Raw genomic sequence first — 22,687 nt, 5'->3', positions numbered from 1 at the left:
GTCATACCTCCATGGCGAGCGGGGGGTCGGGCAGCCGGGACGGATCGTCCCACAGGAGCGTGAGATCGCGGCCGCAGTGCGGTTCCTCCCGCGGCGCGGCCAGCGCCTCGCCGCGCAGCTTCAACGCCAGCGCGGGCAGCTCCTGCGGATCGCGTTCCTGAACGGCCTCGGTGAGCGCCGTCCGGAGGAGATGGCCGGGGCAGGTGTCGTGCGGCGGTCCGGTGCAGCGTGAACGCGGCCACAGCATGATGGGGACGCCGGTGTTGAGCGCGGCGGTCAGCCAGCCTTTGGCGGGGCGCGTCCCGTACACCAGCACGCAGTGGTCGCCGTGCGCGGTCAGCCAGTCCTGGAACGCCCTGCTCGCGGGCGGCCGGTCGCACTCGATCGGCTGCGGCTCGCTGCGGCCGCGTTCCAGCAGCAGCCGCCAGCGGCGATGGGCGAGGTCACGCCGGATCGAATGCGGGCGCAGGCGTTCCACGTCCCGCACCACGACCGGATACATGCTCATCGGGATGCGGTTGGCGCGGTCGATGTACCACTCTTCGAACGGCGTGTGCAGCCAGCCCTCGGGGACCGCGAACTCGATCATCCAGTCGCGGCCGACGACCGCGCGGCTCGCCTCGGCCACCGCCTCCTCCACGGCCGCGCGCACCTTGTCCTTGGTCACCCGTACGGTCGGCTGTGCCGGACCCTCGGCGCCGTCGATCCAGGTGTGCACGGTCAGATCGAGATCGCCGTGGGTGAGCCGTTCCAGCCGTACGATCACCGAAGCGGGCCCAAGCCGCCCCAGCGGCGCAGGCCCCGGGGCAGGCACCGGCATGGGCGCAGGCGGCGCCGGCGCTGGTGTTGGGGCCGGTGGCGTTGGCCAGTGTTCGGGCGGCAGGGGCAGATCGGGCGCGGTCGAGGACGAGTCGTACGGGTCGTACGGAGGCAGCGGCGGCGGCGCCGGAACGTGAGGCGGCGCGGGCGCGGGGCCGGGCGCCGGGCTGGGCGCGGGGCCGGGCGCCGGGCTGGGCGTGGGGCCGGGTGCTGGGGCGGGGGCGTACGGCGCGAACGAGGCGAGGGACGCGGTGCCCACGTACTGGCGCGTCCAGGCTTCCAACCGGCGCGCGGTGTGCTCGGGCATGTAGCGCTGCAGCGCGTTCAGATAATGGCCGAGGCGTTCGGGCGACCAGCCCTCGGCGATGTACCAGGCCGAGTGCCACGCCGACCGGAACGAGGCGGCCCCGTGCCGGCCGGTGATCTCGGCGACCTCCGCCTCCAGCGGCGCGGTGAACCGCATGCCGGTGAGCAGCAGCCGCAGGTCCTGGCGCGCCTTGGCGGTGAGCCAGCCCAGCGGCAGCAGGTCGTTCAGGTCCTCGACGTGGCGGCGCAACGAGGTGACCGGCAGCATCTTGGCGGTGCCGGTCGTACGGTCGGCCTCGGTGACCATCCCGGCGATCTCACCGGTGCCCGGGTCGTACACCGCCGCGCCGCTGTACCCCTTGGTGATCGGCTCGGTGGAGACCGTCTCGAGCTGCCACCACTCGTCGCGCAGCGACATGTGCGGCCCGCAGCGGACGCTCGCGTGCCGCCCGAACGCCTCGCGGCGGTTCGGGAACCCGTAGGTCGCGAACGTGTGCAGCCCCATCGGGTTGTCGGGCGCGGACGGCACCGGGCGGGCGAGCTCGGCCGGTGCGATGAAGCGCGCGGGATACATGGCGGGCGGCTCGTCGAGCACCAGCACCGCCACGTCGCCGTCGTCGCCCTGCGCTCGCCAGTCGGTGGGACGTTCCACCCGAGCCGTCAGACCCGTACCGCGCTCGGCGGGGAGTTCGGGGAAGTCGACCAGCACCTCGTCCAGCCCCTGAACGACGTGTGCGCAGGTCAGCACCGTGCCATGCCGTACGAGAAACCCCGCGCCCGTGGCACCGCCGCCCGGGCCGCCTGCGCCGCCTAGGCCGCCTCCGCCGCCCAGGCCGCCTGCGCCGCCGCCGCCCGGGCCGCCTCCGCCGCCGGCGCCGCCGGTGGCGTCTTCACCGGAAGGGCCGCGGACCCTGGCGCGCCACATCAGGTTCGGCACGGCGAGGTCACTCCTCGTCGTCGTCGCCCGGGGCCGCCTCGACCGCCGCACCCGACCAGACGACCCGCACCTTGACCTGGCCTTCGAGGGCGGTCCTGGCGATCACCGCCCCGGCCGCGACGTTCAGCTTCAGTCCGAACTCCAGCTCGATCGTGTCGGGGGTGACCGAGACGTCCCGCAGCGCGTCGAGCGCGGACTCGGCCATGCCGCGCACGCCCTCCATCGCGTCCTCGAGCCGTTTCCTGGACTCGTTCATGACGTCGTCGACGCGGGACACCATTTCAAAGCCCGCGTCGGTGTCGTCCATCTCGACGACCACGGGCCCGTGTTCGGACTCCCAGCGCACGAGTTCGGTCACCGCGTTCCCCATCCCCGTCCGTCGCCCTTGTCTTTTTGTCAGGCCCATTGTCGCGCTCTTTTGTCTCGCAATCTAACAAGATCGACCAGCGTGCGCCGAGAGGATGGGGATAATCGCTCATGGTCACGGTCGACGATGTCCGGCGGGTGGCGGGACCGCTGCCGCGCAGCACTGAGCACCTCATTCACGACCGGGTGAAGTTCCGGGTCGGTCAGATCGTCTACGTCGCGTTCTCGCGGGACGAGACCATGATGGGCTTCGCCTTCCCGAAGGAGGAACGGGCCGCGCTCATCGAGTCCGAGCCCGCCAAGTTCGAGATGCCGAGCGTGTCCGACCAGCGTTTCAACTGGGTCGAGGCCCGTACCGCCGCGCTGGACGAGGAGGAGATGCGCGAACTCGTCCTTGAGGCCTGGCGAATGGTCGTCCCCAAACGCGTGGCCGCCGCCTACTTCGAAACCCTGTAGGCGGCGGCGGTGGGGCGTTGCCGGGTCAGTCGTTGTAGAAGGCGCGGCCCGCGAGACCGCCGGAGACCGACCAGACTTCGACGATGAGGCCGTTCTCCAGGCGGAGCATGTCGATGCCGCTGATGGCGTGCGGCTTGCCGTCGTAGTCGTGGCGGGCGAGGTAGGGCCTGGTGACCAGGCCGGTCGGCCCGCCGTCGCTCATGGTGAGGTTCACGACCGCTTCACCCTCGGCCTTGTAGCGCAGGTTGGGGCGCGTCTCGTGGAACTGGTCGATCCTCTCGGCGAGCTGTTTCGGGTGCCGGATGGTGTCGAAGGCGTCCGAGCCCGGCTGGGCGTACCGGAGCCGGATCTCGGGCGCCATGATCTTCTCGGCCAGGGTCAGGTCGCGGTTCCACAGCGCGGTCCAGTCATCGAACACTCGCACACCGACCTCGTGCATGCCGTCTCCTCAAATAGTATCATTGATACGGTCTCGATGAGATTGAGGCTATGGTCTCAATGAGACGGTGTCAATGGGAGGGATGTCATGGGGGATCTGAACCCGCCGGGGTACGTGGTGCTCGGCCTGATCGCACGGCACGGCCCGATGACGCCGTACGAGCTGAAGGGCAAGGTCGAGGAGTCCGTCGACTACTTCTGGCCGATCCCGCACGCGCAGCTGTACCGCGTGCCGGCGCGGCTGGCGGAGATGGGGCTGCTGCGCGAGGAGGCGGAGGCGGGCGGACGGCATCGCCGCGTCTTCCACCTGACCGACGACGGCCGCGCGGAGCTGGAACGCTGGCTCACCGACCCGCACGCGGCCGACCCCGAGACGCGCGATCCGGCCCAGCTCAAGCTCTTCTTCGCGGACCTGGGGGAGGGGGGCGCCGTGGTCGCGCTCGCCCGGGAGCGGGCGGAACGGCATCGGCACTGGCTCGAGACCTACCGTTCTTTGCACGCCGCGCTCGATCCGTCCGACAAGGCGCGGCTCGTGCCGCGGGCGCGGCTGCTGCGGCTCGGGATCCTGCACGAGCAGGCGTACGTGGACTTCTGGGAGGACCTGGCCGAGCATCCCGACCGCGTCGATCAGGACGTCGACCTGGGCTGACGTGGGGGCGGCCGCCTACTCGCCGCCGCCTTCTCGCCGCTTCGCCGCCCCCTCGCCGCCGCTTCGTCGCCGCCTCGGAAAAATCTTGGAATTCGGGGCGATGCGGCGATGAGTTCGCGGCGGGGTGCCGGTCTACATACGTGAGAGCAACCACCGAGATTCCGGCGGAAACTCGACGGCTCAGACAGTGGAACAAAGCATTCCGTTCTGATAGGCTCAGGGTAGAGCCGATCCAAGGAAGAAGGCCCGCGATGTCGACCACGATGAGCACCTCCGAACTGGCCCAGATCCTCTTCACCACCCCGCTCCAGGCCTCCGTTTCCCCGTCCTCCGCCCAGGTCCGCGCCGCCATCGACGACCGTCTCGCGGCGTGCGGCATGGACTGCGGCACCTGCATCGCCGCGGTCGCTCAGGAGGCCGGCGACCACCCCGAGGCCTACGCCGCCCGCATGCGCTGGGCGCTCAACGCGGTCACCGCCGCGTACGCCGTCGAGACCGCTGACACCTTCGCGATCGCCGCGTGACCGCCCGCCGCGACCCTCGCGACGCCTGCGACGCCCAAGGCAAGGAGAGTCATGATGAACGCGCACTACGCCGAGGAAATCGTTCCCCGTTCGCTGAAGCAGCTGATCGCGCAGGGCGAGGGAGACACAGGACTCCCGGGCCGCCGACGACGCCCCCGCAAGGTCGCGACCCTGCGCCGCCGAACGTCCTGAACCCGCCGAGCAGACCGCGCCGGCCACACCGGCCGAGTCGGCCCCCTTAGGCCGTACCGATTCCTCATCGGTACGGCCTTTTTCGTTGGGATGATGTCGGGATGTACGGGCGGACGCGGTTCGAGGATCTCGACGGGCACGATGCCTATGAGCTGCTCGGCGTGGGCGAGGACGCGTCGGCGGAGGACATTCAGCGCGCCCACCGGCGGCAGGTCAAGTCGTGGCACCCCGACTCGCGCCAGGACGCCGGCGAACGCAGCGCGAGCGACCGCCGCACCACGTACATCAACCTCGCCCGAGAGATCCTGCTCGACCACCGCGACCGCTACGACGCGTACCGCCGCCGGCGCGACGGCCTGGACCTGGACCTCGAAGAGGTCGTCCCGCCCCCGCGCGATCCGCCCCATACGCCACCAAGAGATTCGCCCGAGGCCCCGGTCGTTCCGCGAACGGACCGGGCGAGGCGCCGCCGCCCCGGCAGCCTGATCGCGGCCCTGGTGTGCACGATCCTGCTCCTGATCGTCGGCGTCCGAATGCTTCTCGGCGACGGTTCCGACGGCCGCTCCGGCACCGGCCGCCCGACCGTTCCGGCGCGGTTCGCGGGGACCTGGACGGGCGAGGTCGACTTCGTCGGCGGGACGAAGGACGACCGCGTGGCGATCCGCCTTCATCTGAGCGAGGGCGAGGAGTGGGGCGAGACTGAGTACCCCGACGCCGACTGCGGCGGGCAGGTCACCGTTCTGACGACCGGGAGTGACCGGCTCACCTTGGACGAACGCGCCGACCAACCGGCGTCCGGCAACTGCACCGACGGCCGCATCGACGTCACGTACGTCGACGGCGACCACCTCCACCTGGAGTTCGTTCCGCAGAACGAGCTGAAGCCCAACGCGTGGGCAGCGGTCACCCGCACTCGATGAACGTGCTTGGTTCGCGTCACAGAGGGTAACAAGACGAGCAGCCCCCTTGATCGTTTGCGAAGGGGGCCGGTCGTGACCGTTCCGAACCACACCTACGATCCCTACGGATCGCAGCCGCCGGGCCCGACCCGCCCGCGCGGCACGAACGGCATGGCGGTCGCCTCGCTGGTCCTCGGCCTGCTCTGGCTCTGCTGGCTCGGCAGCCTCGCCGCCGTCGTCCTCGGCCACGTCGCGCTCTCGCAGATCAAGCGGACCGGCCAGGCCGGCCGCGGCATCGCCATCGCCGGTCTCATCCTCGGCTACCTCGGCGTCCTCACCGCGATCGGCGCGGGAGCGCTCGCGTTCACGGTCGGCAAGGAGACCACCAAGGAGAAGCAGGCCACCGTGCTGATGGAGGCGAACGGTTCGGGCGGCGCCGAGCAGGCCAACCTCACGTACTCCATCGGCAAGATCGACCCCACTCAGCAGATGGGCGCGGCCCTGCCCTGGCAGCGCGAGACCGGCGAGCGGCTGAACGGCTTCGACATCGTGACCCTGCACGTGCAGAACACCGGGACCAGCGGCGACGTCAGCTGCCGCATCACGGTGAACGGCACGGTCGTCAAGGAGAACACCGCCACCGGCCCGTACGGCATGGCGTCCTGCACCTACAACCGCCTGGCCGACTAAGACTCACACGAATAGGCCAGGCCACCCGGACCCATCACTGCTGAAGCCGGGCGGTACCGCCCACGCACCGAACAGCGGCCCGAATCCTGACGTGACCGTCGTTCATGAAGACGACCGCGACCTCACCGGCGGGCCCCTCCTGCTCCGGGTACCCGTGGTAGCCGAGCGCCGGGCTCCACCCGGTGAGCGCGACCCGATCCGTTCCCACGCATCGCGTCAGCACCCGCCCGCCCCGGACCGAGAACACCCGCAGCGGGCCCGCCCCCGCCACGCTCGCCTCCGGATCGGCGCTGATCGGCGAATGCGCTCGCACCCGTTCGTCGATCGCGTTGGGCGACACGGGCGCGACGACGCTGCCCGTCAGGGACGTGGCGACGATCCGTACCGCCAGAACGGCGAACGCGATCGTCAGCGCCGCGCCCGCCAGCACCAGCCCGATCAGCACCGCCGTTCTCCTGCCCACCCGTGCCAGCGTGGCAGCCCGCGGGTCGCCCGGCGGTCAAGGCAGGGTGATGAAATCGCAGCTCAGTTAGGGTACGCACGTGAAGAGGCACACCACGATCAGGCGCCGCTTGATGCTCCTGGTCGGCGCGACGACGCTGCTGGTCCTCGCCGCCTTCTTCATCCCCCTGGCGGCCATGGTCGCCACGATCGCCGCCGACGACGAGGTCACCCGCGCCGCCGTCGAGGCCGAGACCCTCGTCCCCGTCCTGGTCCGTGAGGAGCCCGAGGTCCTCGCCCTCTCCCTGGAGAGCCTGTCGCACGGCGAGCCGTACCGCTTCTCGGTCTTCATGCCCGACGGCCGTACGCTCGGCGCCCCCGCCGACCGGCTGCCCGCCGTCCAACTGGCCCAACGCGGCTACAGCCTCACCGCCGACGTCCCCGGCGGCCGCGAGGTCCTCTACTCAGTGGTGGGCCGCACCGAAGGCCCCATCGTCGTCCGCGTCTTCATCAGCAACGACACCATGTACGACGGCGTCGCCCGAGCCCTCATCACCCTCGCCGCCCTAGGAGGACTCCTGGTCCTCCTCGGCGTCCTGGTCGCGTTCCGCCTGGCCACCGAACTGACCCGCCCCATCCGCGAGATGGCCGAGGTCTCCGGCCGCCTGGCCCGCGGCGACCTGGACGCCCGAGCCGCCGGCGGCGGCTCCGTCGAACTCATGGAGGTCGCCGCCGCCCTCAACTACCTGGCCCGCCGCATCTCCACCCTCATCACCCGCGAACGCGAGCGCATCGCCGACCTCTCCCACCGCCTCCGAACCCCCCTCACCGCCCTCCGCCTGGAAACAGAACTCCTCGAAGACCCCTCCGAACGCAGCCGCCTGAACGCCTCCGTCGACACCGTCGAATCCACCGTCACCGACGCCATCAAGACCGTCCGTGGCACCCCCGACCAGCCCGCCCAATGCGACGCCGCCGCCATCCTCAGCGAACGCATGGACTTCTGGACCGTCCTCGCCGAAGACCAGCACCGCCCCGTCACCACCGAAATCCCCGGCCGCCCCATCCCCGTGGCCGTCCCCGCCCCCGACCTCCGCGACGCCATCGACGTCCTCATCTCCAACATCTTCAGCCACACCCCCGAAGGCACCGCCTTCGCCGTGACCCTCACCCCCGAAGCCGTTCTCACCGTCACCGACAACGGCCCCGGCTTCGCCGACCCCACCATCCGCCGAGGCCGCAGCGGCGCCAACTCCTCAGGCCTGGGCCTGGACATCGTCCGCCGAGTAACCGAAACCTCAGGTGGCTCCCTAACCCTCTCCACCGCCCCCTCCGGAGGCGCCCAAATCCAAGCCCACCTAGGCACCCCCACCTAGCCGTTCAACCGTTCACCTTGATAGGTGGTACGAGCCCGATGAATGAGCACTCATCTGACCAGGACTTCACCTGCTTCCTCTGCGCCGGAAGCATTCCTGGGTCGTCTCCCGACCTGCGCCGGGTCACTGTCGCCACCATGGGCGGTTTTCCGGCGCAGGAGCTATTCGCTCACCGTGCTTGCCTGGGGCGAGTCATTTCGCCGAAGGTTCCGCTTGGAGAGGTCTTCGATGAGACTGACTGAGGCCAAGTGGCCGCCTCCACCAGGCGGTCACTTCTTCAGAACGGTCAGGACCGGCAAGGTGCCCGCCGTCTGGGCTCCCACATGGGCGGGGCTTACCTCCGTACGGCGCCCGTTCACTGTGGTGCTGATCGAAATGAGGCCCGGTGGGTTGTTGGTGCAGACCTGATACCTGCCCGGCTTCAGAGCGGACGCCGGCGGAATCACGAAGGTGTCGGTGTCCGTGGAGTCGAACGTCCAGGAGCACCCGGCGTTGTCGTACTTGCGCGTGCGCTTTCCCTTGTGGCGGGTGCTCTTCAGCTTGATGGGCTTGGACGTCGGCATGCCCGCAGCCTTCTTGCCCACCGGGTAGAGCCAGACGCGGATCTCCTTCGACCCCGCGTCGCCCAAGCCCACGGCATAGCCCTGATGAAGCGGGTCGGTCCGTTCAGAGTTGGGCTCGTGGCACCGGAAGTGGTTCGGGCCTAGGTACTCCAACCCCCATGGAGCCCGCGCGTGCGACTGCGCGGTTAGCGTCACACTCGTGCCAGGCTTGGCACGCGCAGGGGAGAGCTTCAAGGCGAGCCGATAGCCGGGACTGGCCGTGGTCGCCCCATCAGGCACCGTCGCATTGGCGAGCACAACGCCGGGACGCGTGAAGTAGGCGCTGTACGTTCCGTCCGAGACACCGCCAACCGTCGCCTCAGCCGAGGGCCATAGCAACACAGCGGTAACCGCAACCCCCGTCACCGCCGCCCCAGCGCCCACGGCCCCCTTGGTCCCACCGACCTTGCCGAACAGCCCCTTCCGTCCCACCCCCGCAGCCGTCTTGGCAATCGCCACAGTCCCCTGCGCCGTCGGCCCCACCACGGACCCGCCCAGCATCGCCGCCGGAAAAGCACTGGCGAAGACGGCAACAGCGCCCCCAAGAGCGAGCCACCCACGCCGTTCCCAATCGGCCCCATAAGCCGTGGCCGCCACAACCTCCAACGCCCGCACAAAACCTGCGGCATCAGAAAACCGCTGCCCCGGATCCTTAGCCATCCCCTGCATCACCAACGCATGCAGAGGATCCTGCAACCGCTCAAGCGGAATTTCGCCCGTCGTGTGCTGCGTCGTCCACTCCGCAAGCGTCCCCGCCTCGAACGGCCGCCTCCCCGTAACGCACTCGAAGAAGACGCAAGTAGCGGAGTAGATATCGGTCGCAGCCGTGGCCGGCCCGCCACGCCACTGCTCGGGCGCCATATAAGCGGGCGTCCCCATCCGACGCCGTTCGCCCACCAACCCCGCGATCCCGAAGTCGATCAGCTTGCTCTGCCCGTCGTCCCGCACCATGACATTGGCCGGCTTGTAATCGCGATGAACAACCCCCACCGCATGCGCCGCCGCCATCCCCAGCAGCGACCCCTTCAGCACCGCCAAAGCCGCCTCAGGCTCAAAGGCGCCCCGCGAATCCATCACCTTCCGCAGCGACTGCCCGTGCACGGCCTCCATCACGATCGCCGAGCCACCGTCCAGCTCCACGAACTCCCGAAGCCGCGTCACATTCGGATGCCGCACCCGAACCAGCATCTCCGCCTCGGCCCGAAACCGAGCCACCGCCTGCGCATCCCCAAGCAGCTCAGCAGCCAGATACTTGATCGCCACAACCTCACCGGTGTGGTTCCCCCGAGCCAGCACAACGCGCCCCTGCCCCCCGGCCCCGAGCACCTTCAGATGCGTGTACCCCGGAACCCGCCACTCGGCAACAGACGTCACGGCCGCCCTCCCTGACTTCGTCAGTCCCAGAAGACCCGGATCCGCGGCAACTGCCCCTCGATGCGGGCACCCGATTCCTGTGGGCTGAGGTCGACGCCCTTCTTGGAACCGGTGAAGATCGCCGCGCTGAACGGGGCGATGAGGTAGTAGCCCGGCTTGAGCTCGTCGGTGTCCGGCATCTTGAAGGTGTGCTCGTCGACCCATGTGCTCGAGTACGCGCATTGAGAGGGGAGGTACGGCTGGTTGTTGTAGGTCAGCCGTCGTGGGGCCGCGACGTACGTGCCGGTGGGCTTGGTCGGCAAGGGTGGGGTCCCCGACTTCGGTGTTCGGAAGAAGTAGATCCTTTCGACGTTGTCCTGCTTCGACTCCGGCCCTCCGAGGCGGAAGCCGTAAGTGTTGTTGGTGTCCTGCCTCTTGGTGTTCTGGCCGAAGCACTGCTGGACCCCGCCGGGCAGGTACTTCACACCGTGGAAGGTCTTCGCCTGGAAGCGGGTGACGACCTTGATGGTCGTTCCCGGCTTGACCCTGGCCGGTGTGACCTCGACCCCCATCTTCATGAACGGGGTGTCGGTGGCGGGCATGTTCGGCTGGCCCAGCAGAACGCCGGGCTGGGTGAAGTACGCGTGGACTGAGCCGCTTGCCTTGCCGCCGACGGTCGGGGGCGAGGGCCACAGGAGATAGGCGGCGATGGCGGCTCCCGTGACGGCCGTTCCGGCACCGACGATCACCTTGCTACCGCCGACCTTGCCGATCAGGCCGCTGTGGCCGGCGGCCGCCGGGGGAGCGGAACCGACGGCACCTGCGGCCGTGGCCGCTGCCGTGCCCGTCGCGGTCCCCGTTCCAGCGATGCCGCCGCCGAGCAGGGTCAGCGGGAAGGCGGCCGCGAAGAGTGCCACCATCCCGCCGAGAGCAGCCCATCCGCGCCGTTCCCAGTCAGCCCCATAGGCAGAGGCCGCAACCGCCTCCAGGGCGCGGACGAAGTCGTTCGCGTTCGAGAAGCGCTGGGTCGGGTGCTTGGCCATGCCGTGGATGACCAGCGGTCGCAGCGGTTCTTGGAGCCTTTCCAGCGGAACGTTCGCGCTGGTGTGCTGCGTGGTCCAGCCTTCGATCGTGTCGGCGCTGAACGGCCTGCCACCCGTCACGCACTCGAAGAGCACGCAGGTGGCCGAGTAGATGTCGGTCGCCGGTGAAGCCGGTCCGCCCTGCCACTGCTCGGGCGCCATGTACGCGGGGGTGCCCATCATGCTGGCATCGCCGCGCAGTACCGCGACTCCGAAGTCGATGAGCTTGCTCTGGCCGTGGTCCTGGACCATGACGTTGGCCGGCTTGTAGTCGCGATGAATGACGCCGACCGAGTGAGCCGCGGCCATGCCGAGCAGCGATCCCTTGAGGATCGCCAGCGCCGCCTCGGGCTGTAGCCGTTGCCGGTCGTCGAGGAGCTTGCGGAGCGACTGGCCGTGCACCGCTTCCATGACGATCGCGGCGCCGCCGGGCAGCGTCACGTACTCGCGCAGCTGCGTGACGTGGGGGTTGACCACGCGCGCGAGCATCTCGGCCTCGCTCTGGAAGCGCGCAAGCGTGCGGCTGTCGCCGACCAGGTCGGCCGCCAGGTACTTGATCGCGACGACCTCGCCGGTGACGTTCCCGCGTGCCAGAACGACCCGGCCTTGGGCCCCCGCCCCGAGTTCCTGCAGCTCGGTGTACCCGGGGACCTGCCAGCCGGTCGCGGAGGTCATGACGCCCGGCTCAGCCGAGCTTCTGTAGCTGCTTGGTCAGCACATCGGTCGCGCGTTTGGCGACCGGATCTGCAGAGTCGGACGGCTTGGCGCGCTCCCAATAGAGGCTGGTGACCAGGACGTTGCCGCGGAACGCGTAGTCATAGACGAAGTACAGGACGTTGTTCGTGGTCTGGGCCGAAGAGAACAGCTGCTTTTCGACGCCACGGATATGGCTCCATCCGGCGACGGAGTCCTCCGACAGCTTCCAGGTGTCGTCATGGGCGAAGAGCGTGAACTTCTGGTCGGGGACCTTCTTCGAGCCGACGTGCTGCTTCTTCGGACATGCCCTGATCTTGCCTTGGACGGCGGTGAACTGGCCGGCCGCGGTGGCTGGATCCGGATAGCGCACGATCACCTGCGCGAACTTCTTCTCGCTGTGGGTGTCCTGGGGCGCGTTCATCTGCCGGATAGTGATGTCGGGCTTTCCTGGCAGGACCATGCCGGTGAGTGAGCACAGCGGGAGCCGTTTGTCGCGGAGCGGCAGAAGTGAAATCTCGAGATTCTGCATTCCGCGCGAGATCTCCGCCGGCTTGAGAAGAGCCTTCTCGATCGCGTCGGCCGAGTAGGTCGGAGGTGGTGTGGCGGTCGCGGACGGCGCAGCCGAGGTCGGCTTGCGATCGGCGGCCTCACTTCCACTGCCGCCGCACCCGCCCAGTATCAGGCCGGTGACAACGAGAGCCGACGAGAAGCTGTGGAGTCTGCTCCAGGGCACGAGGTCACCTTCCGTGTGGCCGGCGTCGAGACGGATCCGCCGAGCCGATCCGTCGTATGTCCGGCCGGCCGTCGACAAGCTGGATTCGGCTAGTTGGACTTGTCTCCTGTCTGGATCTCGCCCACGGGGAGGTCGAAGAAGGACGTCATCTGCATGGGGCCGAGATCGCCGCCGGGGGTGTCGCAGGTCCCCTGGCAGGTCCACGTGAGCGACCAGGTGAGCGTGGCGCTGATGTGGTACTTGCCGCCGGGCTGGTTCGCCGAGGAACGGTTGTAGCTGTAACCGCACTTGGTGGAGTTCGGTGCACCCGGGCCGTCGCACTCCAGAGAGGACTCGACCATCTTCCAGGTCACGCCCTGAGGCTTGGCCGTCGCCGTGACCACTTGTTCGGGCGGACCGGTCGGAGGCGCTTGCGCCTTGGCGGTGTAGGTCCTGAAGCGATCCGCGTTGATGTAGAGGCCGGTCCGAACTCTCACGTAGGTCTTGCCATTGGGAGAGGTGTGGACCCCGGGCTCTCGCACGGTGAGGCTGTCACGGGCCGAGCTGGCCAGGTCGATGGTCGGCACGTGCTGGATGATCGGGTTGGCCGGCGGGGCACCAATGCCGCCCGCGTCGTTGTTGGGCGCCTTACCGGGACCGGTGTCCCCGCCACCGCCCGAGCCTCCGGGGCTGGTGGTGTCCCCGCCCCCTGAACCGCCACCGCTCTCCGCGCCGCAGTTCGCATGGGGGTTGTCCTTCTCACAGCCGGCGTAGGCGGCCGGAGCCAGGGTGACAACCGCCGCGCTGAGGAGCAGCGAGGTCGTGACGAGCAGGTGTGGTTTGGTCAGCATTCCTTGCCCCGCTTTGCGTCGGAGACCATCCAGGTGCCGTTGGAGTACCGGAGTACGGTGAGCGCGGCACGCGCTCTGCCGGGCCCGCCACCGAGACGTTTCCCTGTCGTAGTCGAGTAGCGATAGGCCGCGATGGTAGCTACGCAGTCGATGACGTAGACGTCCATGCCGTCCTTGGAGCGGCCCTGGATCCGTGGGTTGAGCGCGTTGGTGAAGCGCCAGACCTCTTTTTGGGCCGCGAGGGTGTTGAGGTCCTTGGTGATGGAAGCCAGGAGAGGGTCGATCACGATCCCGTTGAGCGTGGAGGGGTCGTTGGTTTCGTAGGCCTGTTTGTAGATGCGCTGGTACTCGCGGTAGCGGTCTAGGACTGCCTTGTCGACCTGTTGGGTGGGGAGGGCGTTGGGGGCCTTCTGGTCGGCCGCGGGGGTGTTGGCCTGGGAGGCGGGGGCCGTGGCGCCGTTGGGGTTGAAGGCTCCGCTGCCTGAGGAGTGGGTGCCGCAGGCGGCTAGGAGGACGCAGCATGATGCGATGCGGGTGGAGGAACGTACCAACCGGGCGTGCATCGCTAATCCCTGATCAACCAGTCGAGAACGGGGCTGAGTACGTCCGGAAGCTTACAGAGGCCGATGTGGCCAGAAAAGAGATGAGTGGGGGAAAGGTGTCCAACCGGCGGGCACGATCAGGCGGGCGGGGGCGTTCTGGGGGCATGTTCCGGGTGTGGCGGCGGCGGGTGGCGCAGGGGCTGGCCTTGCTGTTCGTGGTGGTGACGCTGGGGTCGTTCGGGTTCAACTGGGTGACGGCGGGGCGGGCGCAGGTGCCTCGGGGGCTGTTGTATGTGCAGGCGGGTGATGTGCGGACGCGGTACCGGGTGTGGGGTACGCAGGGGCCGCAGGTCGTCTTGGTGCACGGGTCGTTCGAGTCGGCGGATGCCTGGGCGCCTATGGCTGAGGTGCTCGGGAGGGATCACAGGGTCTATGCCCTGGATCTGACGGGGTTCGGCTACAGCGAGCATAGGAAGCCGTACGACGCCAAGCACATGGCCGAGCAGGTGCTGGGTTTCGTGAAGGCCCTGGGGTTGCAGCGGCCTGTGCTGGTGGGGCACTCGAGTGGAGCCGCTGTTGTTGCGGAGGCGGCGATCCGGGGGGCTGGTGTAGGGGGTGTGGTCTTCGTTGATGGGGACGCGCTGCCTACGGGGGCGGGGGCTGCTTCGCCGGTTAGCTATTTGTTTTGGGATCCCTATCGGACGAGCTTGCTGAGGTTGGGGCTCAAGTCCGACCGGTTGGTGCGGGCAGCGTACTCACGGGTGTGCGGGCCCAAGTGCGCGAGGTTGGACGCCGCTGGGGTCGACCAGTGGACGCGGCCGTTCAGGGTCAAGGGGGCTGAGCAGGCCGCCTGGGCGATGCTTCGGGCGGGGGTTGTGGGGATTCCCGCGGGGAGGCTGGAGCTTTTGCGGGGGTTGCCCATGCCGAAGGGGGTCGTCTTTGGGAGCGAGGACAGTGTGTTTAGTAAAGATGCGCCTCAGGAGACTGCCCGCCGGATCGGGGCTTGCCCGCCCGTGATTGTTCCGGGCGCGCGGCATCTGCCGATGATTTCCGATCCGGCGGTCGTGGCGGGGGCTGTCAGCGGGCTCCGAAGTTGTGCTTGAGCGCGTACCGCTGCAGGTCGGCCCAGTCGTCACCGAAGTGGCTGTGGAACGGGTCGAGGCAGCCCAGGGTTGAGGGGCGGGGCGCGTTGTAGCGGGGCGCGTCCAGGTTGGGCCTGCTCTCGAAGTCCAGGACCTCGGCGATGTTGCGGGCGGCCGCGTCGCGAACGGTGAGGGGGCGGAGGCCCCAGCGCCATTCGATGGCCTTCAGGACGGAGGTGTGGTCGTACACCTCGTGGGCGATGGCGCGGCGGCGGGCGCGGGGGGAGATGAGGAGGCAGGGGACGCGGAAGCCGCGCTGGCCCGTACCGAGGTCGGGGCGCGGGTCGGGGCCGATAGGCGGCGGGACGTGGTCGAAGAAGCCGCCCCACTCGTCGTAGTTGATGACCAGGAGGGTGCGCTCCCAGTTGGGGCTGGAAGTGACCGCTTCGTAGACGCGGTTGAGGAACGCCTGGCCGAAACGGATGTCGGCAAGGGGATGCTCATCTTCGCTAAGGCCGGGGATGGCCTCTCCGGCGAAACCGGGCTCCACGAAGGAGACGGCTGGGAGGTTGCCTGCCTTGGCGTCGTTGTAGAACTCGCTGATCTGGTGACTGATGCCCAGGTGCTTGAGGCCCCAGATGGCGGTGAACGGAACGTCGCTGAAGTAGTACTTGTGCGGCACCTTCTTCTCCGCGAGCCGGTCCCAGATGGTGGTGAGCTCGGAGATGGTGAAGGTGTTGGAGATGCGGTCGGTCTGCGCGGCGTGCTGGAAGATGCGGTTGGGGAACGTCGAGGACAGGATCGCGGCGAAGTAGCGATCGCAGACCGTCCAGTCGCGTGCCGCCCCGCCGTAGAAGTTCAGGTCGGGTGCCTCGAAGTAGCCGATGGAGAGGGCGTCGTTCTCGCCCGCGCGCAGCCAGCCGTCGCACTTGCCGTCGTTGAACTCGACCCGGCCGCCCTCGTAGCTGTGGTCGGGGTCGTTGAAGCCGCAGCCGTGCGGGACGGTGAGGTGGTGGGTGGACTGCGCGGCGCCGTTCTTGTCGGTGTACGTGAGGCCAGCCTGGCGGCCGTCGGCGCCCGGCAGCCAGCCGAGGTAGTGGTCGAACGACCTGTTCTCCATCATGACGCAGACGATGTGGTCGATGCCCGACTCGCCCGGCTGCGGGAGACGGGAGACCTTGGCGCGCCGGGAGGCCGGACCGGCCGCGGCGGTCGTGGCGGCGTCGGCGGTGCCCGCCGCAACCGTGACGGCGGCGGCCGCGGCGGCGGTGCCCGCCAGGAATCCACGCCGGGTCAGATCGTCCATGGCCATCGGTCCTCTCGCGCAGGGGATGCGTGGGGAGCATGACGACTCGCGGGGCCGGGCGATAGAACAGAAACCAACAATTCGGCGCGCGGAAGATGAAGATTGTTCATGCTTGCCGAGCGTCCGAGGCTGTGGGTTGTCGGAGGGGGTGGCTTGGTGGCCGGTATCGGAAACTCGCTCGTCAGAGCCTTCGACTACACCTTCGGCAGGCTGGCCGGCCGCCTCGAGGGGATGACCGACGACGAGTACTTCTGGCAGCCCGTACCCGGCTGCTGGACAGTCCGGCAGAACGAGGCCGGACGCTGGCGCATAGACGGTGACGGAGGAGACGGCGGAGGGGCCGGCGGAGGGGCCGGCGGAGGGGCCGGCGGAGGGGCCGGCGGAGGAGACGGCGGAGGAGACGGCGGAGGGGCCGGCGGAGGAGACGGCGGAGGAGACGGCGGAGGGGCCGCGCGTGGGTCGGCCGTGCCCAATCCGGAGCCCGTGACGACGATTGCCTGGCGGATCGGGCATATCGGCCTCACGTTCATCGGGTTCGGCGACCGGCTGTTCGCGGACGGCAAGGTGACGCTGGACGACGTGGACTTCGTACCCTCGGCCGAGGCGGCCGTCGCGTTCCTGAACGACACCTACCGCACGTACTGGCGCGACCGGATCGACGGCCTCGACGAGGCCGTCGATGGTGGAGCCCGCTCGGGCCCGCGTTCGGCCCGTACGCCGACGACTCGACCACCGACCTCGCCATCCACGTGCTCGACGAACTGGTCCACCACGGCGCGGAGGTCGGGCTCCTCCGCGACCTCTACCTGCGGCGCGACGTGCTCGGCACCTCCGGCTAGATCGGGACGGCGGCCGGTCGGACCGGGATGGTGACCGGTGAGGCCGGGATGGCGGCCGGCTAAACCGGGATGGTGACCGGTTACGCCGGGATGATGGCGAGGCCGTGCGCGCTTCCGGCGCTCACGTTCATGGTCGCGGTGACCCTCAAGGTCTTCAGGTCGACGACCGAGACGGTGCCTGAGCCGCCGTTCGCCGCGTACGCGCGCGATCCGTCGGGCGAGGAGTGCAGGGTCAGCGGGAACACGCCCACGTCCACGCTGCCGCGCAGCGCCAGCGAGTCCGGCTCGTAGACGTTCACGCGACCGCCGTCGTGCGCGACCTCGGCCGCCAGGAGCGTTCCGTCCGCCGTGACGTGCACCGGGATGACCTGGCCACCGACCTCCAGGACCTGCACGACCTCGCCCGCCGCGGTGTCGATCACCCGGATGCCGAGGTCGCCCGGCCCCGGCTCCCGGCCGAACATCGGTGAGGCGACGAAGACGCGACGACCGTCGGGCGTCATGGCCAGGCCTTCGCTGCTCGGCACGGGAATCCGGCCGACGACCTCGCACGAGGCAAGATCGACGACGCTGACGAACGGGGCCTCCTTGTTGCTGACATATGCCTTGGCGCCGTCCGGCGTCAGCGCGAACCAATGCGGCCCGGGCGCGCCCGTCGCGATCCTGTCCACGACCTTGCGCGTACCGGCGTCGATCACCAGCAGACCGCCCTCGCCCGCAGGCCCCGCCTCGACGCTCACGTACACCAGGTCCCCGCGTACGACGATGCCGTGCGGCGCGTGCTCGGGCGCCAGGTCGACGACGTCGGCGCTCCGGCGGTCGACATCGATCACGACCAGCTCGCTCGCCTTGGCTTCGCTCCCGTAGAAGCCCGACCGGTAGGTGATCGTCGCGTACAGCAGCCTGCGCGCCGGGTCGAAGGCCAGCTCATGCGGCTCGGGTGGCACGGCGATCGTCTCCACGTGCTCGAACGAGGCGGTGTCGAACAGCCCCACCCCGGCCCGGTGATCGGCTACGGCAAGCAGCTCACTGGTCATGGCGCGCCCTCTCCCTCGCGTGATCGAAGACGACGCTAGATCGGCCGGCCGATTCCATCCACCGCCTCTTGAACGAACGTGTCGCGCACTTGGCTGCGTCGAATGGAGGAGGTCGTAGAGCGGCGAGGAGGCGGACACCACGAACTCCGATCAAGAGAAACCAGAACAAGTCCACCGTTCACGTGACGACCGCGCCAGAATGGGGCGTTGTGATCTCGGTTGAGGGGCTCGTGAAGCGGTTCGGAGCCGTGGTGGCGGTCGACGGGTTGAGCTTCACGGCGAGGCCGGGAATGGTCACGGGGTTTCTCGGGCCGAACGGCGCCGGGAAGACGACGACGTTGCGAAGCCTGCTCGGGCTGGTGCGGCCGACCGAGGGCCGGGCGCTGATCAACGGGCGCGCGTACGCGGAGCTGGAACGGCCCGCGGCGGTGGTCGGGGCGGCGCTGGAGGCGACCGGGTTCCATCCGGGCCGGAGCGCGCGCGACCACCTGCGGGTGACCTGCATGTCGGCCAACTTGCCTGGTGAACGGGTGGACGCCGTTCTGGAGATGACCGGCCTCACCGAGGACGCGGACCGGCGCGTGGGGACCTACTCGCTCGGCATGCGGCAGCGGTTGGCGCTGGCCACGGCAGTGCTGGGCGAGCCGCCCGTACTGATCCTGGACGAGCCGGCGAACGGCCTGGACCCGGCGGGGATCCACTGGCTGCGCGCGATGCTGCGCCACCTGGCCGACGGCGGCTGCACGGTCCTGGTGTCCAGCCACGTGCTGTCGGAGGTCGAGCAGATCGCCGACCACGTCGTCATCATCGCCCACGGCCGCGTAGTCCGCGACGCACCCCTCGCCGAACTAGTGGGCGAGGAGTCCGAACTCCGAGTGAGAGTCGCCGAGCCCATCGAGCGGACCGGGCGTGCCGAGGCGGCCGAGCAGGCCGAGGGGCTCGCGATGCCCGAGCATGCTGAGCTGGCCGGGGCAGTCGAGGAGGCCGCGGCGCTGGCGGGTGTGCTTGAGGCGGCGGGTGGGACCGTTCGGCGGGAAGCGGATGTGCTGTGGGTGACCGGGATGGACGCGGCGGACGTCGGGCGGGCGGCGCTTGAGGCGCGCATCGCGCTGAGTGAGCTGGTCCGGGAACGGTCGGGGCTGGAGAAGGTCTTCCTCGACCTCACGATGCGGGAGCTGGAGCGATGATCTCGCTGGTCCGGGCCGAGCTACTGAAGATCCGTTCCACCCGGATGTGGCTCGGGATGCTCGCGCTCAGCGTCGGCTTCGCGCTGTTCGGGCTTGGCGTCCTCATCGCGTTCGCGGGCGTGAAGCAGCGTGGGGAGACGGTGATCCCGCCGGTCAGCGACCCGGAGACGGTGCGTGGGTTCTACTCGGTGGCCAGCGGCGGTGTGCTGTTCATGATGATCCTCGGCATCATCGGGATCACCGGCGAGTACCGGCATCAGACGATCACGCAGGCGTTCCTGACCACGCCTCGGCGAGGGCGGCTGCTGGCGGCCAAGCTGGTCTCCTACTTCGGATTCGGGCTGGCCTTCGGTGTGCTGACGGTGCTGGCGGTGGTGATCGTCGCGCTGCCGGCGCTCGCCATCAAGGGCGGATCGACGTCGCTGATCGACAACGACGTGCCGGTGGTGCTGGGCGGGACCGTTCTGGCGATGGGGCTGTACGCGCTGGTGGGACTGGGTCTCGGAGCCCTGATCCGCAACCAGATCGCCGCGATCATCGTGGCCGTGGTGTGGGTGCAGCTCGTCGAGGGGATCGTGTCGCTGGCGCTGCCCAAGGTCGGCCAGTGGCTGCCGGCGGGAGCCGTACGCGCGATCACGCAGACGTCCGGCGGCCTCGGCGGGCCAGGCGATGCGGACACGCTTCCGGTCTGGGGCGGCGTGCTGGTGCTGCTGACGTACGGACTGGCGTTCGCCGCCATCGCGACCGTGACCACGGTCCGCCGCGACATCACCTGAACGAGCGGGCGGGATTGGTGATCTTTGGGGTGGGATGATTTGAGGTATGACCGACATCGTCCTGAATGCGGCTGAGGATGCCGAACGGCTGCGGGCTCCGGCGGGGGAGTACCTCGTGCGGCTCTCTGGGGACCAGACCGGTGGGTCGATCGCCATCGTGGAGTACGTGTTCCCGCCTGGCGCGCTTGGCGCGGCGCCGCACATTCATCATGGGCACGAGGAGCATTTCCAGGTCCTCGACGGCGAGGTCACGTTCGACCTGGCGGATCGGGCCGTGGCGGTCGGGGCGGGGGGAACGGTCTCGGTCCCCAAGGGGGTCGCGCACGGGTTCCGGAACGCGTCGGACGATTGGGCGCGGTGTTTGTTCATCCTGACTCCGGCGGGCTACGAGAACTACTTCCGCGAGATCCATCGGGCGCTGGAACGGGGCGAGGAACTCGATCCCGAGCGTCTCGCGCGCCTACGGGCCGCGTACGACACCGTCACCCTGCCTTGACCTCAAGGTGACTTGAGGTTGCACCCTCATTCGTAGGAACGCTGTGAGGGGAGCAATAAATGCGTGCCGTGTGGCTGAAGGAGTTCGGCGGGCCCGAGGTGCTGGAGATCGGGGACGCGCCCGATCCCGTACCCGGGCCGGGGCAGGCGCTGATCGACGTCGCGTACGCCAACATCACGTTCGTCGAGACGCAGTTCAGGTCGGGCAAGCCGGGGCCGTTCAAGGCCAAGCCGCCGATGATCCCGGGTAACGGCGTGGGCGGGGTCGTCGCCGAGGTGGGGGAGGGCGTCGATCCCGGGTTGGTCGGTACGCGGGTCGTGTCGAGCCTGAAGGGCGAAGGCGGCTATGCCGAACGGGTCGTCATGGACGCGGAGGCGCTCATCGAGGTGCCGGACGGGCTGGCCATCGACGACGCGGTCGCGCTGCTCGCGGACGGCCGTACGGCCAAGATCATGATGCGTTCGGCCGCGCCGAAGCCGGGGGAGCGGGTTCTGGTCGAGGCGGCGGCGGGCGGGGTCGGGCACGTCCTCGTCCAGCTCGCCAAGGCGGCCGGCGCGACCGTCGTGGCGGCGGCCGGGGGCGAACGCAAGCTGGCGCTGGCCCGCGACCTCGGCGCCGACGAGACGGTCGACTACCGCGAGCCCGGCTGGACGGACGAGGTCGGCCCGGTGGACGTCGTCTTCGATGCGGTGGGCGGCGACATCGGACGCGCCGCGTTCGAGCTGCTGGGGAAGGGCGGCCGGATCGTCACCTTCGGGCTCGCGAGCGGCGAGTGGGCGGGCATCGACGAGGCCGCCGCAGCCGAACGCGGGGTCACGATCGCCGCCTGGAGCGGAACGCCGGAACAGATGCGCGCGCTGGCGAGGGAAGCGATCGAGGACGCGGCCGCGGGACGCCTGCGTCCTCTGATCGGCCAACGCTTCCCGCTCGAACGCGCCGCCGACGCGCACGCCGCCATCGAGTCCCGCGCCACCTTCGGCAAGACCCTCCTCGACGTGAACGCCGAGGTGAAGTGATGGTCCACGTCGGCGTGAACCTACCCTCGTTCGGCGTCGACGAGAGCGCGGGAATCGCCGACCACGCCCGCGCCGCCGAGCAGGCCGGCCTGGAGTCGATCTGGGTCGGTGATCACCTGATCCCCGTCAAGCCGTTCCTCGACAGCACGCTCGTGCTCAGCACGGCCGCGGCGGTCACGCACCGCGTCAAGCTCGGCTTCGGCGTCATGGTGCTGCCGCTGCGTCCTGTCGCGTGGGCGGCCAAGCAGGTGGCGACCCTCCAGCACCTGTCGGGCGACCGCGTACTGCTCGGCGTCGGCAGCGGCGGGCCCGTGCACGGCGAGGCTGCCTGGCGGGCGGTCGGCGTCCCGTTCGCCGAACGAGGCGCCCGGACCGACGCGGCGCTGGAGGTGCTCCCGGATCTGATCGCGGGCAAGCCGAGCCGGATCGGCGATGAGGAGATCACGCTGTCGCCTGGGGCCACCGTTCCGCCGGTGCTGATCGGTGGCGGCGGGGGCGGCGCTGTGATGCGGCGGGCTGCGCAGTACGGGGACGAGTGGTATCCGGCGTTCTCCGCACCCGAGCTCATCGCCGAGTGGTCGGCGCGGGTGGCCGAACTCGCCGCCGGGTACGGCCGCCCGGCGCCGCGCTTGACCGTCGGCGTCAGCGTGGGGCTCGGCGAGCTGCCCGCCCCGTTGATCGACGCGCAGGTGCGGGGCCTGACCGAGTACGGGCTGGGCGAGGAGGAGGCGCGCGCCACGCTGATCCTCGGAAGCCCGTCGCAGGCTGCCGAACGCTTCGCCGAACTGTCCGCCGCCGGGGCGCACCGGATCATCGCCATGCCGTTCGGTCCCGACCGGCTGCGCCAGACCGAACTGCTCGGCGAGACGGCCAGGCTGGTCGCCGCCTGAGCTTTCTGCTCAGCCTGAGTCGTTGGCTCAGCCTGAGTCGTTGGCTCCGCCTGAGTTGTTGGCTCAGCCTGAGCCGTTGGCTCAGCCTGAGCCGTCGGCGCTGACGGGCCTGACTTTTGTCATGGTG

General features: G+C 69.4%; 25 protein-coding genes. 14 read left to right on the top strand and 11 right to left on the bottom strand.

Going from position 1 to position 22,687, the window contains the following annotated elements:
- Position 1: 1 nt before the first annotated feature.
- Both J4573_RS46330 and J4573_RS46325 read right to left on the bottom strand, forming a co-directional pair.
- Positions 2-2,062, bottom strand: a complete 2,061-nt coding sequence (locus J4573_RS46330) for a VMAP-C domain-containing protein (RefSeq protein ID WP_208262786.1) — start codon at positions 2,060-2,062, stop codon at positions 2-4.
- A 7-nt stretch (positions 2,063-2,069) separates the two neighbouring features.
- On the bottom strand, positions 2,070-2,420 hold the full coding sequence (locus J4573_RS46325) for a CU044_2847 family protein (RefSeq protein WP_307797467.1): 351 nt from the start codon (positions 2,418-2,420) through the stop codon (positions 2,070-2,072).
- A 119-nt stretch (positions 2,421-2,539) separates the two neighbouring features.
- On the opposite strand from J4573_RS46325, the gene J4573_RS46320 reads away from it, so the two are divergent.
- Entirely contained in the window at positions 2,540-2,884 is a 345-nt protein-coding gene (locus J4573_RS46320; RefSeq protein WP_208262785.1) for an MmcQ/YjbR family DNA-binding protein, read from the top strand.
- A gap of 25 nt (positions 2,885-2,909) precedes the next feature.
- Here the strand turns inward: J4573_RS46320 and J4573_RS46315 are convergent, their stop codons facing one another.
- Positions 2,910-3,323: a nuclear transport factor 2 family protein gene (locus J4573_RS46315; protein ID WP_208262784.1), complete on the bottom strand. Its 414-nt coding sequence runs from the start codon at positions 3,321-3,323 to the stop codon at positions 2,910-2,912.
- Between the two features lie 87 nt (positions 3,324-3,410).
- On the opposite strand from J4573_RS46315, the gene J4573_RS46310 reads away from it, so the two are divergent.
- The 5 genes from J4573_RS46310 to J4573_RS46290 all read left to right on the top strand — a co-directional run bounded on the left by J4573_RS46310 (position 3,411) and on the right by J4573_RS46290 (position 6,276).
- A complete protein-coding gene (locus J4573_RS46310) occupies positions 3,411-3,971 on the top strand; it encodes a PadR family transcriptional regulator (RefSeq protein ID WP_208262782.1) in 561 nt (186 codons plus the stop codon).
- 251 nt (positions 3,972-4,222) lie between these two features.
- A complete protein-coding gene (locus J4573_RS46305; RefSeq protein WP_208262781.1) occupies positions 4,223-4,495 on the top strand; it encodes a hypothetical protein in 273 nt (90 codons plus the stop codon).
- Positions 4,496-4,546: 51 nt separating this feature from the next.
- Positions 4,547-4,687 carry a hypothetical protein gene (locus tag J4573_RS46300; RefSeq protein WP_208262780.1) on the top strand — a complete coding sequence of 47 codons (141 nt, stop codon included), beginning with the start codon at positions 4,547-4,549 and terminating at the stop codon, positions 4,685-4,687.
- 101 nt (positions 4,688-4,788) lie between these two features.
- Complete coding sequence (locus J4573_RS46295) at positions 4,789-5,607, top strand: J domain-containing protein (RefSeq protein WP_208262778.1); 819 nt, start codon at positions 4,789-4,791, stop codon at positions 5,605-5,607.
- Between the two features lie 72 nt (positions 5,608-5,679).
- Positions 5,680-6,276, top strand: coding sequence for an MmpS family transport accessory protein (locus J4573_RS46290; protein WP_208262777.1), 597 nt, complete (start codon positions 5,680-5,682; stop codon positions 6,274-6,276).
- 34 nt (positions 6,277-6,310) lie between these two features.
- On the opposite strand, the gene J4573_RS46285 is transcribed toward J4573_RS46290, so the two are convergent.
- Positions 6,311-6,739, bottom strand: coding sequence for a hypothetical protein (locus J4573_RS46285; protein ID WP_208262776.1), 429 nt, complete (start codon positions 6,737-6,739; stop codon positions 6,311-6,313).
- A gap of 79 nt (positions 6,740-6,818) precedes the next feature.
- Between J4573_RS46285 and J4573_RS46280 the strand changes: the two genes are divergently transcribed.
- Positions 6,819-8,093, top strand: coding sequence for a sensor histidine kinase (locus J4573_RS46280; protein WP_307797465.1), 1,275 nt, complete (start codon positions 6,819-6,821; stop codon positions 8,091-8,093).
- A gap of 269 nt (positions 8,094-8,362) precedes the next feature.
- On the opposite strand, the gene J4573_RS55765 is transcribed toward J4573_RS46280, so the two are convergent.
- From J4573_RS55765 to J4573_RS46255, 5 genes are all read right to left on the bottom strand, one after another.
- On the bottom strand, positions 8,363-10,069 hold the full coding sequence (locus tag J4573_RS55765; protein ID WP_208262774.1) for a serine/threonine-protein kinase: 1,707 nt from the start codon (positions 10,067-10,069) through the stop codon (positions 8,363-8,365).
- A 20-nt stretch (positions 10,070-10,089) separates the two neighbouring features.
- On the bottom strand, positions 10,090-11,805 hold the full coding sequence (locus tag J4573_RS46270) for a serine/threonine-protein kinase (RefSeq protein ID WP_208262772.1): 1,716 nt from the start codon (positions 11,803-11,805) through the stop codon (positions 10,090-10,092).
- 10 nt (positions 11,806-11,815) lie between these two features.
- On the bottom strand, positions 11,816-12,559 hold the full coding sequence (locus J4573_RS46265) for a sensor domain-containing protein (protein ID WP_208262771.1): 744 nt from the start codon (positions 12,557-12,559) through the stop codon (positions 11,816-11,818).
- Positions 12,560-12,648: 89 nt separating this feature from the next.
- The gene (locus J4573_RS46260) at positions 12,649-13,389 is read right to left on the bottom strand and encodes a hypothetical protein (RefSeq protein ID WP_208262769.1); all 741 of its coding nucleotides are present in this window, start codon (positions 13,387-13,389) and stop codon (positions 12,649-12,651) included.
- A complete protein-coding gene (locus tag J4573_RS46255) occupies positions 13,383-13,952 on the bottom strand; it encodes a hypothetical protein (protein WP_208262768.1) in 570 nt (189 codons plus the stop codon). Before J4573_RS46255 ends, J4573_RS46260 begins: the two co-directional genes overlap by 7 nt.
- Positions 13,953-14,146: 194 nt before the next feature.
- Between J4573_RS46255 and J4573_RS46250 the strand changes: the two genes are divergently transcribed.
- Positions 14,147-15,034, top strand: coding sequence for an alpha/beta fold hydrolase (locus J4573_RS46250; RefSeq protein ID WP_307797477.1), 888 nt, complete (start codon positions 14,147-14,149; stop codon positions 15,032-15,034).
- Here J4573_RS46250 and J4573_RS46245 read toward each other — a convergent pair.
- Positions 15,009-16,319, bottom strand: a complete 1,311-nt coding sequence (locus J4573_RS46245; protein WP_243774682.1) for an alkaline phosphatase family protein — start codon at positions 16,317-16,319, stop codon at positions 15,009-15,011. The two genes, J4573_RS46250 and J4573_RS46245, sit on opposite strands and share 26 nt — an antisense overlap.
- 483 nt (positions 16,320-16,802) lie before the next feature.
- On the opposite strand from J4573_RS46245, the gene J4573_RS46240 reads away from it, so the two are divergent.
- Positions 16,803-17,192, top strand: a complete 390-nt coding sequence (locus J4573_RS46240; protein ID WP_208262765.1) for a DinB family protein — start codon at positions 16,803-16,805, stop codon at positions 17,190-17,192.
- A 46-nt stretch (positions 17,193-17,238) separates the two neighbouring features.
- Here the strand turns inward: J4573_RS46240 and J4573_RS46235 are convergent, their stop codons facing one another.
- Positions 17,239-18,195, bottom strand: a complete 957-nt coding sequence (locus J4573_RS46235; RefSeq protein WP_208262764.1) for a beta-propeller fold lactonase family protein — start codon at positions 18,193-18,195, stop codon at positions 17,239-17,241.
- Between the two features lie 230 nt (positions 18,196-18,425).
- On the opposite strand from J4573_RS46235, the gene J4573_RS46230 reads away from it, so the two are divergent.
- From J4573_RS46230 to J4573_RS46210, 5 genes are read left to right on the top strand one after another with little or no spacing between them, the layout of a single operon-like run.
- The gene (locus J4573_RS46230; protein ID WP_307797464.1) at positions 18,426-19,382 is read left to right on the top strand and encodes an ABC transporter ATP-binding protein; all 957 of its coding nucleotides are present in this window, start codon (positions 18,426-18,428) and stop codon (positions 19,380-19,382) included.
- Positions 19,379-20,158, top strand: a complete 780-nt coding sequence (locus tag J4573_RS46225) for an ABC transporter permease (protein WP_208262762.1) — start codon at positions 19,379-19,381, stop codon at positions 20,156-20,158. Before J4573_RS46230 ends, J4573_RS46225 begins: the two co-directional genes overlap by 4 nt.
- Positions 20,159-20,204: 46 nt before the next feature.
- A complete protein-coding gene (locus J4573_RS46220) occupies positions 20,205-20,654 on the top strand; it encodes a cupin domain-containing protein (protein ID WP_208262761.1) in 450 nt (149 codons plus the stop codon).
- Between the two features lie 59 nt (positions 20,655-20,713).
- Entirely contained in the window at positions 20,714-21,670 is a 957-nt protein-coding gene (locus J4573_RS46215; RefSeq protein ID WP_208262760.1) for a zinc-binding dehydrogenase, read from the top strand.
- Positions 21,671-21,684: 14 nt separating this feature from the next.
- Entirely contained in the window at positions 21,685-22,560 is an 876-nt protein-coding gene (locus J4573_RS46210) for an LLM class flavin-dependent oxidoreductase (RefSeq protein ID WP_208262759.1), read from the top strand.
- Positions 22,561-22,687: the final 127 nt, after the last annotated feature.

The sequence above is a fragment of the Actinomadura barringtoniae genome (genome assembly GCF_017573505.1).
Classification (GTDB): domain Bacteria; phylum Actinomycetota; class Actinomycetes; order Streptosporangiales; family Streptosporangiaceae; genus Spirillospora; species Spirillospora barringtoniae.
Note: the sequence above shows the minus strand (reverse complement) of the source record. Positions and strands in the feature narration are given on the sequence as shown.